The 13,010-nt window shown below is 63.5% G+C and carries 14 protein-coding genes and 1 tRNA gene; 4 read left to right on the top strand and 11 right to left on the bottom strand.

The genetic code is table 11. The annotated features are described in order from the left end of the window. Nucleotides 1-7 precede the first annotated feature (7 nt). On the bottom strand, nucleotides 8-562 hold the full coding sequence (locus WG907_RS07645; protein WP_340232164.1) for a hypothetical protein: 555 nt from the start codon (nucleotides 560-562) through the stop codon (nucleotides 8-10). Nucleotides 563-808: 246 nt separating this feature from the next. Between WG907_RS07645 and WG907_RS07650 the strand changes: the two genes are divergently transcribed. Further along, entirely contained in the window at nucleotides 809-1,897 is a 1,089-nt protein-coding gene (locus tag WG907_RS07650; protein WP_340232166.1) for a tyrosine-protein phosphatase, read from the top strand. 52 nt (nucleotides 1,898-1,949) lie between these two features. Here WG907_RS07650 and WG907_RS07655 read toward each other — a convergent pair whose 3' ends face one another. From WG907_RS07655 to WG907_RS07665, 3 genes are all read right to left on the bottom strand, one after another. Continuing rightward, complete coding sequence (locus WG907_RS07655; RefSeq protein WP_340232167.1) at nucleotides 1,950-4,214, bottom strand: TonB-dependent receptor; 2,265 nt, start codon at nucleotides 4,212-4,214, stop codon at nucleotides 1,950-1,952. A gap of 141 nt (nucleotides 4,215-4,355) precedes the next feature. Continuing rightward, nucleotides 4,356-4,766: a DUF2946 family protein gene (locus WG907_RS07660; RefSeq protein WP_340232169.1), complete on the bottom strand. Its 411-nt coding sequence runs from the start codon at nucleotides 4,764-4,766 to the stop codon at nucleotides 4,356-4,358. A 66-nt stretch (nucleotides 4,767-4,832) separates the two neighbouring features. Beyond that, nucleotides 4,833-5,834, bottom strand: coding sequence for a sensor histidine kinase (locus tag WG907_RS07665; protein WP_340232170.1), 1,002 nt, complete (start codon nucleotides 5,832-5,834; stop codon nucleotides 4,833-4,835). A 228-nt stretch (nucleotides 5,835-6,062) separates the two neighbouring features. Here WG907_RS07665 and WG907_RS07670 point away from each other — a divergent pair, with 228 nt between their 5' ends. Beyond that, nucleotides 6,063-6,359 (top strand): hypothetical protein, encoded by a 297-nt coding sequence (locus WG907_RS07670; RefSeq protein WP_340232172.1) that lies wholly within the window; start codon nucleotides 6,063-6,065, stop codon nucleotides 6,357-6,359. 429 nt (nucleotides 6,360-6,788) lie between these two features. Here WG907_RS07670 and WG907_RS07675 read toward each other — a convergent pair. The 5 genes from WG907_RS07675 to WG907_RS07695 all read right to left on the bottom strand — a co-directional run bounded on the left by WG907_RS07675 (nucleotide 6,789) and on the right by WG907_RS07695 (nucleotide 9,267). Beyond that, nucleotides 6,789-6,865, bottom strand: a tRNA-Arg gene (locus WG907_RS07675). Nucleotides 6,866-6,898: 33 nt separating this feature from the next. Continuing rightward, nucleotides 6,899-7,375 (bottom strand): DUF1178 family protein, encoded by a 477-nt coding sequence (locus WG907_RS07680; protein WP_340232173.1) that lies wholly within the window; start codon nucleotides 7,373-7,375, stop codon nucleotides 6,899-6,901. Next, nucleotides 7,372-8,202 carry a carbon-nitrogen hydrolase family protein gene (locus WG907_RS07685; RefSeq protein WP_340232175.1) on the bottom strand — a complete coding sequence of 277 codons (831 nt, stop codon included), beginning with the start codon at nucleotides 8,200-8,202 and terminating at the stop codon, nucleotides 7,372-7,374. Before WG907_RS07685 ends, WG907_RS07680 begins: the two co-directional genes overlap by 4 nt. A 5-nt stretch (nucleotides 8,203-8,207) precedes the next feature. After that, nucleotides 8,208-8,465, bottom strand: coding sequence for a glutaredoxin 3 (grxC, locus tag WG907_RS07690; RefSeq protein WP_340232176.1), 258 nt, complete (start codon nucleotides 8,463-8,465; stop codon nucleotides 8,208-8,210). 16 nt (nucleotides 8,466-8,481) lie between these two features. After that, a complete protein-coding gene (locus tag WG907_RS07695; RefSeq protein ID WP_445326782.1) occupies nucleotides 8,482-9,267 on the bottom strand; it encodes a double zinc ribbon domain-containing protein in 786 nt (261 codons plus the stop codon). A 48-nt stretch (nucleotides 9,268-9,315) separates the two neighbouring features. Between WG907_RS07695 and WG907_RS07700 the strand changes: the two genes are divergently transcribed. Next, complete coding sequence (locus WG907_RS07700) at nucleotides 9,316-10,188, top strand: class I SAM-dependent methyltransferase (protein ID WP_340232177.1); 873 nt, start codon at nucleotides 9,316-9,318, stop codon at nucleotides 10,186-10,188. A 6-nt stretch (nucleotides 10,189-10,194) separates the two neighbouring features. On the opposite strand, the gene WG907_RS07705 is transcribed toward WG907_RS07700, so the two are convergent. Together WG907_RS07705 and WG907_RS07710 are read right to left on the bottom strand one after the other, a co-directional pair. Beyond that, nucleotides 10,195-11,163 carry a diacylglycerol/lipid kinase family protein gene (locus WG907_RS07705; protein WP_340232178.1) on the bottom strand — a complete coding sequence of 323 codons (969 nt, stop codon included), beginning with the start codon at nucleotides 11,161-11,163 and terminating at the stop codon, nucleotides 10,195-10,197. Between the two features lie 9 nt (nucleotides 11,164-11,172). Continuing rightward, nucleotides 11,173-11,667 carry a DUF2141 domain-containing protein gene (locus WG907_RS07710; protein WP_340232179.1) on the bottom strand — a complete coding sequence of 165 codons (495 nt, stop codon included), beginning with the start codon at nucleotides 11,665-11,667 and terminating at the stop codon, nucleotides 11,173-11,175. 130 nt (nucleotides 11,668-11,797) lie between these two features. On the opposite strand from WG907_RS07710, the gene lptF reads away from it, so the two are divergent. Next, a complete protein-coding gene (gene lptF / locus WG907_RS07715; protein ID WP_340232180.1) occupies nucleotides 11,798-13,006 on the top strand; it encodes an LPS export ABC transporter permease LptF in 1,209 nt (402 codons plus the stop codon). Nucleotides 13,007-13,010: the final 4 nt, after the last annotated feature.

Here is a 13,010-nt window from a genome sequence, read left to right on the forward strand (position 1 = left end):
CCCGGCTTCAGCAAAGCGATTCCACCATGTAAAGTCGTGGTGCGGGCGCGGCTTCCGGCGTTTCCCGCAGCGCGTGGGAAACCACCGCTTGCAGCCATTGCGCATCGCAGGCCGCGCGGTGTCGCGCGGGATGGTGCGCGTCGGCATAGGCGACCGCCGCCATGATGCCGGCCTCATCGATCTGCCGTTCGTCGAGCAGCTGGGCGACATGATCGATCGCAAAGGGCGCAGTGGTTCTCGCAGCAATGGCGAGCGTTTCAAGCCAATATTGATCGAGCACGCTGTCGGCGACGACGCAGAAACCGTCAACGAGCGCCGCGAGTTCGCGCAGCACCATGTCCACTGACTGGCCTTCGCGCGCGATCCGTTCGCGGCTGAGCCCGTGCAGCGCTTCCGCCTCCGCCGTCCAGTCCCAGCCAAACCAGTCGTCGCTCGGGCGGATCAGCCAGCTTCGCACCATCGCCGGGCCGGCCAGACCGACTTCGATCGGGAAGGAGCGCCCATGCCGGGGCAGGCACGACGCTTCGAAATCGATCGTGAGGATGGTCAAGTCACTCTCCATCGTCGGCGAACCCAGCCCCCATTCTGTGTCCGCGGGTCTAGCTGTTCAAGCGCCCTATCGCGTTCAACTATGTCAGGGTGAAGTCATTTTCCATCAAGTTTTCCGCGAAAGACACGGAGCGACCTTGAGCAACGGTCAACCGTGCGGCACGACAGTGGCCAGGCCCGGCGCGTCGGAACCACCGCCCGTCATGCAACCGACATAGGCTGTGACTATGGCGCTCATATGAGCGGGAAAGGAAACAGGATGACGGATTTTGCAAAAGCAGTGGCGATCCTGGCGCTGCCGCTGGCCGCGACGATGGCGCCGGCACTGGCCGGAACGATCACCACGCCCACGGTCGAGCGTATAGCGCCCGATCGCCTGGAAATTCGCTGGAAGGATGCTGATCCCGTCGACGTCCTGCAGGCCGATCGCGCCGATGCGCCGGCAGCATCGGTCAAGCTGATTTCGTCGAGGGATGCGGATGGCGTCCATGTCGTGACGCTGGCGGACGGGAGCCGCCCCTATTTCCTTTTGCGCGACGCCCGCACCAAAGCATTGGTGCGCGTCGCCGAGCGGGTGCTGCCGCTCCAGCAAGGCTCCAACTTGCGTGACATCGGCGGCTATCCGGCGGCCGGCGGCAAGCATGTGCGCTGGGGCATGATCTATCGTTCGGGCGGACAGCCGATGTTTACGGAGACCGACGTGCAGCAGGTCAAGGGCCTGGGCATCGCCAATCTCGTAGACCTGCGATCCGATGAAGAGCGCGTTTTCGCGCCGACGAAGCTCGACGGCATTCCCTATAATGCGGTCGGCTATTCGATGGCGGGCATATTCAAAAGCATGTCGCTCAACGCGACCGAGCCCAGCCAGGCTTCGGCCGGCATGACGAATGGCTATCGGGCTTTCCCGATCCAGCTGGCGCCGCAAATGCGACTGGTGTTTCGCAAACTGCTCTCGCAGGAAGGGCCGGTACTTTACAATTGTTCAGCCGGTCAGGACCGTACGGGCTTCACCACTGCGATCATCCTGAGCGCGCTGGGCGTCCCGCGCGAGACCATCTACGCCGACTATCTGCTTTCGACGCCGTCGCGCCGCCCGCAATGGGAATTATCGCCGATCAGCGAGGCGATGGCGCAGACCAACCCGGTCGCTGGTTACTTCGCCCGGATGCAGAAAGACCCGGCATTCGCCACGGCCAAGCCGCTGACGACGACGGACGGCACGCCGTTCCTGACCTTTGCCTTTCAGGCGATCGACCAGCGCTGGGGATCGGTCGACGCCTATCTGCAACAGGAGATCGGCTTGAGCCGGGTCGATCTGGCCGCCCTGCGCGCGCACTATCTGGAATGAGGATGGGTTGGCCCCGCCCGACCGGAATTCGGCAGGCGGGGCGCTCCTTGCCCTATAACTTCCAGTTCACTTCGGCCGTGAACGAGCGTTGCGGGAAGGGGTGGAACAGGAAATATTTCCGGTTGCCCAGATTGTCGACGCCTAACGCAAAGTTGAACTGGTCGGTGACGCGGAACTGTGCGCGGGCATCCACCACGAAATATTTATAGAAGCCTTGATAAGTGTTCCCAACGCTATCGCTATTGTCCAGCGTCGCATAGTTACGGCTGGCATAGCGCGCAGCGGTCGTCAGCGAAAATTCCTTACTCGGCCGCCAGGTTACGACCGCCGTCGCTTTCCAGTGCGGCACGCTTGGCAGCAACTTGCCTTCAGCCGCCGGGAATACGCTGTTGCGGCTCGTCACGGCGTCGGCATAGGTGACGCTGCCTTGCAGATCGAAATGCGGCACGATATCGCGCCGGTCGATCGCCAGTTCCACGCCACGGGCGCGCGTGCGATCGACATTCTGCACGAATGTCGCGCTGATCCCGGTGCCGCCGACGATGCCGGTCTGAGAAATCAGCGCGTCATCGATAATCTCGTTGAACAGCGACAGCCGCACCGAGCCGCGATCATCATGATGGTCGATCGCCAGTTCGGCCGACCGGGCGCGCTCGGGACGCAAATTGGGGTTGGGATTGGTGAGCAGCACCCCGACGCTGGTCGCCTGATAAAGTTCGCCGACCGTCGGCAGGCGCCACGCCTGACCCAGCGACAGGCGCGCGCTCCATTGGGAGGCGGGCCGCCATTCCAGCGACGCCTTGGGCGAGATACCCGAAAAGCGCCGCTCGGGCTGAATGACGGATGCGCCGGACGCGACCTGATTGAAGCCGCCCCAGGCGCGCCACCATTCGTGCCGCGCGCCCAGGGTCAGCGACAACTGAGGCGCGAGCCCGATGACATCCTGCGCCCAGAGCGCGAGCGTGCGGGTTCGGCCGCGCGAGGTCGTGCTGAGCGCGCCTTCCGTCGCGTCGTCCAGCCAGTTGGACGCCAGATAGGTTGCCGCCCGCAGCGTATTGCGATCAGCATGCCCCCCTATGCTCAGAATATGCGCATCGTCCGGCCCCAGATGCAGGGCCGCTTTAGCATCCAGTGTCAGCCAGCCGGTGCCGTCCTGCCGCTGGATCGTGCCGGGGCCGCCGGCAAAGGCGACGGGCAGCCGGTTGACCGTCGCCCCGCTCGTCGCCGTCGAAGGATTGCTTTGCCGGTCGCGGGCGTAGTCATAAGACGTGCCGATCACCTGCCAGTCGAGCCGGGGCGAATCGCCCTGAAGCGAGACCGCGTGAGATAAATGACGCGCGTCGCGCCGGTAGACGGCCGAGTTGAACCCGGCGGTCGTGCCAATATTAGCCGTGGCGAAAGAGGGTGCGCCGGTCGCGCTGCGCAGATAGGTGTCGACGGTGCCCCGGGTATCGTCGGTCCACAGGCCAAGCACATATCGCAGGCTGACGCCCGCACCGAGATCGAGCGCGGCCTTCAGCTTCCATGTATCCTGCACATGATGTTCGAGGCCGCCCGCACCCAATATACGGATCGGCGCACCGATGCGGCTGACATCCGCATAACCGCCGGTCGTGCCGGCCGGATCGGCGGTTCCGCCGATGGATATGAAGCTGACCGGCTGGCTGTTCGCAATCGTCCGCGTGACGCTGCCAAACAGCGAAAGGGGCCCGAAGCGGTCGCCGATGGAGCCGGAAAACTGCCGCGTCGGCAGCGTCCGGTTCGTTCCGTAAAGACTATATTGCTGGACATTGACGAGCGCCGTGGCGCGCGCCTCCAGCTTTTCCGGCAGGCGGGTCGTGATGTTGACTACCGTACCGATGCTGTTGCCCGAATAAGCGGCCGAAAACGGCCCGTAGAGGATGTCGATCCGCTCGATCTCTTCGGGCGTCACCAGCGACCATCTCGGGCTGCCATTGCCATTATTATTGGCGATGAGCGCCGATAGCAGCGCGCCGTCGGCATAGATGAGGCTGCGTGCCGAAGCGCCAAGACCCGACGTACGCGTCGCGATGGGCGCGAAATTGTCGCCGATATGGCGTTTGCGAATGACGAGGCTGGGCAGATATTTGATCATATCCTCGACGCTGACGGCGTTGACCTTGCGGGCGATCTCCTCCTGCGTGACGGCGACATGCGTCGAGGGTGCCTGTTCGATGCTGGCGTTGTGGCGCTGGCCTGTGACGATGATCGGGTCTCGCGACGCTTCGGAGTCTTCAGCGAAAGCCGGCGTCGCGACCAGACTGGCCGCCGCAAGGGCGATGATGGATGAGCGCATGGGAATAGTCCCTGTTCGTGATTTTTTTGGACGAGTGGCGGCTGTCCGGGCCATCCGGCCGCCGCGAACATGGCAGAAGAAACGACCGGCTCGCACGAGCGATCGGCCGAAAAAGCAGCAGCCGTCAGCGCGACCGCAGCGTCAGATCAGCGCCGGCGGACCACGCAAGGGAGGGCGAAGATAGGGAACCCGCCATGCCCCGCTTTGCCGCACGGGCGCAATGCCAAGCGCCAGGATCAGTGCGATCGCAACCGCCAGCAGCACTGCGTCGACACTGGCGAGAGACAGCATCGACAGCGCGGAATAAGGACAGACGTCCTCGCCTTTGCCATGATCGCGCTGTTGCCCGCCGGCCTTGCGCTCCATCGGAATGGCGATCTGCGTCGTCATGATCTGGCCGGTCGCATCGGCGCAGATCTGGACCGTCAGGATCCTGGCGTCCTGCACGACCATATAGCCTGTCGGGACCAGTGCCTTGAGGCACAGCACCGCTGCCATCAGCATGATGCAAAGCGCGCGATGGCGGATAAAGGCGGTGCGGATCGACTGCATCGGCGCGGGTGCATAGGGGCTCGCGGCGATCGAGTCACGCCAATAAGGTTGAGCAGTGATCGCGCTTCAGGATGACAGTCGGCCCCGGTTCATCCGCAGCGTGACGATCAGCCCGCCTTCCGACCATTCATAGTCGATCGATCCGCCAAGTTGCCCCGAGACGCTGCGGCGCACGAGTTTGCTGCCGAATCCTTCGGCGCCATCGGGAGCCTCGACGGGAGGCCCCCCTCTTTCGAGCCATTTGAGGACGACATTCTCGCCCTCCGCCGTACTCGACACGTCGAGCGTGCCGGTCGGCACCGACAATGCGCCATATTTCATGGAATTGGTGGCGAGTTCATGGACAACGAGCGCAAGGCCGGTCGCGGCGGCCTCCCCCACTCCCATACGTTCGACGGCGACGCGAATGCGGCCTTTGAACGCGCCCATATCGTCGTACGGGGCCAAAAGAACCGAGAGCAGGTCCCCGAGCAGGGCCGCGTTGCCCTGCCCGTTGGGGAGCGGCCGGACGAGATCGTGGGCGCGACCAAGGGCATGAAGCCGTTCGGTGAGTTCGCGGGCCATTTCCTGCGTATTATGGGCCGAACGGGAGGTGATCGCGGTGAGCCCCGCCGCGATCGTAAGGATGTTCTTGACCCGGTGGCTCATCTCGCCGGCGAGCAGTTCACTGCCTTCTTCGGCCTGTTTGCGACCGGTCACGTCAAGGAATATCCCGAACATCGTCCGCCCGACGATCCCCACATCCTCGCCCTGCCCGCGCGCCGAAATCCAGCGGACCTCCTCGCCGATCATGATGCGGAAGTCGGTTTCGTAGCGGCCAAGCACCGCGCGCGTCGCGGCGAAGGCCGATCGAACCCGGTCACGATCGGCGGGGTGGATATGCGCGGACAACTGCTCGAAGGTGACTGTTTCCCGCCACGGCAGGCCCCATAGCTCAAAGCCGCGCTCATCCATCGTAAACGCATCCGAATCGACGTTCCAGGCCCACAGCGCCACTCCGGCCGCCGTCACCGCCAGACGCAGATGCTCGGAATGCCACATATGGACTTTGGGAATTTCAGCTACCAAGTCGGCATTCCTTTTAGCGATGAGCGGCTCCGATATGTAGCGGCCAGTAGGCGCAAGTCCTAATTGGCGCGTCGCTGCGCTCAAATAATCTCGCTCAAGGCCGGTTTCGTCCAGGGCGCCGCGACCTTCCCAGCTTGCCGTTCGGAAAGGTTCCTTTTATCGTCGGCCGAAGCCAATCTCGTGCGTCGCGCGTTGATCGACACTATCACGTCCGTGCAAGGAATTACCATGTATTTGAAAACCTGTAGCGCTTGGGCCGACGCGGCCATGGAGACATGGGCACTGGGCGTAGAAGCGTCGACCGTCATCGGACTGCGCATCGCCAAGGTGGCGGCGGGCGGCACGGCCGCCAATGACGAAATCATGCTGATGATTTCCGAAAAGATGAAATCTGCGGCAAAATTGCAAACGGACGCGGCGTTCGGTCAGTTGGGCGGCACGCCTTTGGCGAGCGTGCAGAAAGTCATTCGCCATTATCGGACCAAAGTGACGGCCAATAGCCGCCGCCTGTCCAAACCCGCCTGATTCTTCGCGCTTACCTGCTGGTGGCGAACATTTTGCTTCCCGCTCGCAAGTGCCCGATTGAGGCAGAGCGCTCGCCAGGCTTTGCGCATATATCGTGCGGCTTGCTAGGAAGCTGTCACCGTCAAGGCCGGGACCGGCAAATCTTGTCCTCTTACGGATGATGAGATTCTAATCGGTAAGGAGCCGGACAATGGCCGGCATATGCCTCCGCCAGGCACCGACCAGTCCGCAATGGCGGGCCACATGATCCGCCCAACCGCGTGCTGCCTGTGCGGCGATATCGCGCGACACCGCCCCAAGGCCGAACTATCGCTTCCTACATCTGGCGACCATCCTAAGCCCTTGGACATTAGACATAACACACTGCTATTGTTTAATAAATCCTATACGGGCCCCAATCTTGGTATCAGGTACGACACGGTAAAAGAGTGGTGCACCCGACGGGATTCGAACCCATGGCCCTCAGATTAGGAATCTGATGCTCTATCCTGCTGAGCTACGGGTGCCCGGCGCTGCTCTATTATGCGCGGGGGCGGCGGTCAATTCTTCGCTTCGGGGGGGATGACCGGAAACGGCAGCGGAGCGACTTCCACGCCTTCTGCGATCAGCGCCTTGGCTTCCTGGGGCGCGACTTCGCCATGGATGCCCTGGCGCGGCTGTTCGCCATAATGCATGGCACGTGCCTGCTCGGCAAATCCGCGGCCGACCCAGGTCGATCCTTCCAGCGCCTTCTTCTGCGCCTGCGCCAGTCCTTCCATGAGCGCCCGCAGACGCGATTCATCGCCCCCCGTCGCCACGGCGGTTGCCGGCTCTTGGGAAGGCGCGGGCTTGGCCGCGCGACTATTGCCCTTGGCGCTGACGGCTGGCGCCATCACCGCCTTGCTCACGTCCACATCGCCACATAATGGACAAAGCAGCAGCCCGCGCGCCTTCTGGTCCTCGAAATCGGCGCTGGAACCGAACCAGCCTTCGAAGATATGATTATGGGACTGGCATTTGAGGTCGAACACGATCACGTCAGTAAAATGTCCCTGGGAATAGCGCGCCGGTTTGCGATGGCAGGCACACGGCTTCGCACATCCTCTACGCGCGACAGGTCGAGATCGGCAAGCGCAAGTCCTGCTGTGCGCCCCATGTCGAGCAGCACCTCGCCCCACGGATCGACGATCAGGCTGTGCCCATAGGTCTCGCGCCCGTCGGCATGGGTGCCCACCTGCGCGGCGGCTAGGACGAAACAACCCGCCTCGATCGCCCGCGCGCGCAACAGGACATGCCAATGCGCCTGCCCGGTCGGCACGGTGAAAGCCGCAGGGGCCAGCAAAATGGTCGCGCCCGCATTGGTCAGTGCGCGATAAAGGTCGGGGAAACGCATGTCGTAACATATGGACAGGCCCATACGCACCCAGGGCGTGTCGACCACGACCACCTGTTCGCCGGGCCCATAGACTGAGGACTCGCGCCAGCTTTCACCCGTCGCCAGGTCCACGTCGAACAAATGGATCTTGTCATAGCGGGCGCGGATTTCACCGCTGTCGTCGATCATGAAGCTGCGATTGGCCCAGCGCCCATCGCTGCGTTCATCCTTGAGCGGCAGTGATCCGATATGCACCCACAAGCCTTGCCTGGCCGCAGCGTCGCGCACGACGGCCAGAACCGGATCGTCCTGCTCGTTTCGCAACGTCGCTGCTGCCCGCTTACGGTCACGGTCGAGATAGCCGGCCATTTCGGGCGTGAAGAGCATGTCCGCGCCCTCCCCCTTTGCGCGCGCCGCCATTTCCGCAATGGCGGCGGCGTTGGCGACCGGATCGATCCCGCTCGTCATCTGGAAGAGAGCCGCACGCATGGCGGTCAGAGGCCCAGCAGCGGGTCCAGCTGCCCCTTTCGGTCGAGTGCCGCCATGTCGTCGCTGCCGCCGATATGCCGCCCGTCAATGAAGATTTGCGGCACGGTGCTGCCACCGCTGGCGCGATCCAGCATCTCGGCGCGTTTGGGGCCGCCCATGCCGATGTCATATTCCTCGAATGCGACGCCCTTGCCATTCAGCAATGCTTTCGCCCGCGCGCAATAGCCACAAAACGCCTTGGTATAGATTTCGACCTTCGCCATGTGATGCCGTCACCTCCTATATGTCAGCGAAATTGGGGCTTGGAGCCACTTTGTCAATCGCCGCGTCGCTCAGCGGCAGGACGCGCGCCCAGCAGAGCAGATGTACGCTGGCCGCCCCGCCCCGCTTGAGCGTCCGGGCGCAGGCAGCCGCAGTCGCGCCGCTGGTGTGGATATCGTCGATCAGCAGGATCGAGCGGCCTTTGAAATCATGACCGGGCTCGAGCGCAAAGGCGCCCTTCACCGCGTTCGCCCGCATCTTCGGGTTCATGCCACGCAGGGGCTGCGTCCGCCGGATACGGCTCAGCGCCAGCTTGTCCACCGGCAGGCCCGACAGCCGGGACAGATGATCCGCGATCAGCGCAGACTGGTTGAACCCGCGCCACCACAATCGCCAGCGATGCAGCGGCACCGGTACGATCAGCGCGCGCTCGCCGGCGTCGAGGGGGATATGGCGCGCCATATGCCGCGCGATCAACCGCGCCAGCCCCAGCCGCCGCCCATATTTCAGCCGCAGCGCTACCGTGCGCGCGACATCGCCATAGGCCAGCACCGCCCGTGCGCTATCGAAAGGCGGGGGGTCCGCGAGGCACGCGCCGCACAAGGCGTCTGCCCCCATGTCGTGATCGAACGGCACGCCGCATCGGGCACAGCAGGGGAGGCCCAGAAAGCGCATACCGGACCAGCAGGTGAGGCAGAAGGCGTCGTCCGCCGCGACGATCGCGCCGCATCCGGGGCAGCGCGGCGGCAGCGCGTAATCGATCGCTGGAGCGAGGGCGGAGCGGAGGAGCCGAACGAGCATCATGATCGGCTCTTGTTCCTGCTTCTCCCGCCATGCACAAGGCCCGCCATGATGAGTGGCGATACAGACGGGACCGACATTTTCGATCGCAGGCTGCGCACCTTGCGTCGGGATCGCATGGTAGCGGGGTTTTCGGATCACGACTTTCTTTACATCGCCATGCTGCATGAATTGCTCGATCGACTGGCGGATGTGCGGCGAGACCTGCCGCGGGCATTGGTGATCGGCTGCCCGGACGGCAGCGCCAAGGCGGCCCTGGAGGCGATGGGCAAGCAGGTTTTCTGCGTCGATCCGGGCTATGCTGCGGCGCGGGCGGCAGGCGGCGTGCAGGCGGATGAGGATGCCCTGCCCTTTGCCGACGACAGTTTCGATCTGGTGATGGCCTGCGGGACGCTCGACAGCGTCAACGATCTGCCCGGTGCGCTGATCCTGATGCGCCGCGTGCTGAAACCCGATGGCCTGATGCTGGCCGCCTTCACCGGGGCGGGCACGCTCCCCCGGCTGCGTGCTGCGCTGATGGCAGGAGAAGGCGACCGGGCGGCCCCGCATATTCATCCACAGGTGGATATTCGCTCGGCCGGAGACTTATTGACTCGCGCCGGTTTCGCCATGCCCGTGGCGGATGGGGAAACGCTGACCGTGCGCTATGGCGACATTTTGGCATTGATGCACGATCTGCGCGGCATGGGTGCGGGCAATATACTGGCGGCGCGACCGGCGATGATCGGGCGCGAGGCGATGATGGCTGCGGCGAGCCATTTTTCTGCGGCGGCGGACCCTGACGGGCGCACCGCCGAGCAAATGGCGATCGTCTATCTTAGCGGATGGAAGCCGGATGCGAGCCAGACAAAGCCCGCGCGACGCGGCAGTGCGACGATCTCGCTGGCGCAGGCGCTCAAGGGCGGGAAACCGCCCCGCGCCTGATCGGCCTCAGGCGGCGAGGCGCAGGAAAGGCACCGGCTCGGTAGAGCGAAGCACAATCGGCCTGCCTTCCGCTGCCTGGAACAGTTCGCCATCCAGGATCACGCTGCTGCGATCGCCCTCGATACGAATAGTATCGCCCTGTTCCAGATGGATGCCCTGCATCTTGCCCTTCCCCATGCGGCGGAACAGGCTGGCCCAGAACAGGCGAAGCAGGGCAGGTCCGGTCTGATCCACCGCCATCAGTTTCATATTGCCGCGCTGGCTTTCCCCGGGGCGCGAGCCAAGCAGCAGCCGTTCCAATGTGGTGACGATCAACACTGAAAAGCGCCCGACCAGTTGCCCTTCGCGAATGAGCGAAATTCGCACCGGGCGGGTCGAGGGGGGCAGGAAGCGAGCGCGAAGCCCGAACATAACCGAAGCCAGCACCGCCAGCGCAGTCAGGAAATGGCTGAGCCCATTGGACAGACCCAGTGGATAGATCTGATTGCGGCAATAAAGGATATAATCTGCGAGACCCGCCCCACCCAGGAACATGCCCAGCACCGGTCGCGAACCCACCTGGCCATCGGACAGCGCGATCAGTTCGCGCGCCACGACATGATCGCCGACGCCGGCCTTGGCGATCTCCACGATCCGCGCCAGCGCCTTGATCGGGTCGCCATGAATGCCAAGGTCGAGCGCGATCAGGTTGGTCTTGCCATTGGGAAGCACGGCGATGGGCGGCACGCGCCCGTGAAAATGCTCGCCCTGATAGAGTTCGGTCAGCGCCGCCTGAACCGTGCCGTCGCCACCATTGATGACGATAACGGCGGGATCGACCCGCGCGATCGTCTGGAGCGCGCGGCCGATCTGGTCGACATGCTCCACCTCATAATGGAAGATGTCGGGATTGCTGGCGCAATAGCTGCGCACACGCGGAAGGGTCTGGCGGTTACCGGTCGATTTCGGATTGGACAGAAGCGCGACACAGACCATTTTATGAGATCACATATATTTGAGGGTGATAGTAATTTTGGTTACGCCCGGTCCCGCATAAAATGTGGCTTTGTCGACCGATGGCTTGCCCAGATTGAAGATGCTGAGCGCCGGATTGTTCGAAAACCCCCCGCCGTCGCGCGCGATGTCGGTCTTGCCGTCGCCGTCGCGATCATGCCGTACGGCGATGCCGTAGCGTCCCGCCTCAGGCACCGGCATACAAAAGCGCATGGCGCCGTTGCTCGGCCGCACAGCCGAATCGATCCGGTTCAGCCAACCTCCCTTGGCCAGCCAGGCCGCCCGCGTGGCGGGGTAGGATTGCACGCGGACCGAACCGGTGGCGGCCGCAAAGCCGCGCACGTCCACCAGCACAGCCGGACCTCTGGCCGAGGCGCCGCAACGATCGAGATCATTGGCGATTTCCTGACCATGAGCCAGTGCCGGCGTGGCGGCGAACAAGGCCCCCAATGACATCAGGCCCAACGCAACTTTCAACATGACCATCCCATCCCGTGAAGCTATAGCCGCCCGAGCCAATCGGACGGCGAGCCCCTGTTCGCCCCGCAACTTTACCTCACTCTCCTATGGGCGGGGTTTGCGGCCAAAACATGGTGATGGAACGACCACATATAGAATGCTGACCGCCACCGACCGATATCTCGCCCGACTGATCGCCGTGCCCATGCTCGGAACGCTGCTGATCGCCGCGATGCTGCTTGTGCTCGACAAGATGCTCAGCCTGTTCGATTTCGTGGCGGCCGAAGGCGGGCCCGTCAGCGTGGTCTGGCGCATGCTCGCCAACATGCTGCCCGAATATCTGTCGCTTGGCATTCCGATCGGCCTGATGCTCGGCATCCTGCTCGCCTTCCGCAAGATCGCCTTGTCTTCTGAACTCGATGTTATGCGCGCCGTTGGCCTGTCTTACGGCCGCTTGCTGCGCGTACCCTATATGTATGCGATCGCGCTCGCGCTGCTCAACTTCGGCATCGTCGGCTTCGTCCAGCCGCTGTCGCGCCATGCCTATGAAGCGCTGCGGTTCGAACTGCGTTCGGGCGCGCTGGGTGCGTCGATCAAGGTCGGCGAATTCACCAGCCTCGGCAAACGGATGACGATGCGGATCGAACGCAGCTTGGATGAGGGCCGCAACCTTCAGGGCATCTTCGTGCGCGCTGTCGGCAAGGATGGCCAGACGCTCGCCGTGACGGCCGCGCGGGGCGAATTTCTCGCCACCGACGATCCGGACACCATCATCTTTCGCCTGCGCGACGGCGTGCTGGTGAATGACGCGCCCAAATATAAGACCCCTCGCATCCTCTCCTTCTCCAGCCACGACCTGCCGATCGACCTGCCGCAGATCGAAAATTTCCGGGGTCGCGACGTCGACAGGGAAAAGACCATCCCCGAACTGTTCGCCATGGGCCGAGACCCCGCCACGACGCCCAAGCTTCGCCTCGAAATCCGCGCCAATTTCCATTTCCGCATGGTGGAGGTGGTTATGATGATGCTGTTGCCGCTCGCCGCGCTCGCCTTCGCCATTCCGCCCAAACGGTCCACCTCAGCGCTCGGCGTCTTTCTCTCGATCGTGTTCATCGTTACCTACCACAAAATCAACCAATATGGTGAGAGCGTCGGCGCGTTGGGCAAAGTCGATCCGGTGATCGCTTTGTGGGCGCCGTTCATTCTGGTTTCGGGCCTGATCTTCTGGATGTACCATGTCGTCGCCCACCGACCGGGCGGCCAGCCGATCGGTGCGCTCGAAATTGCGTTCGCCAAGCTCGGCAAGCAGGCGGGGCGCATGCTGCGCCTGTTGCGGCCCGGCACGCGCGCCGAAGGAGCGGCCTGAAACC

The sequence above is a fragment of the Sphingobium fluminis genome, assembly GCF_037723805.1.
Lineage (GTDB): Bacteria > Pseudomonadota > Alphaproteobacteria > Sphingomonadales > Sphingomonadaceae > Sphingobium.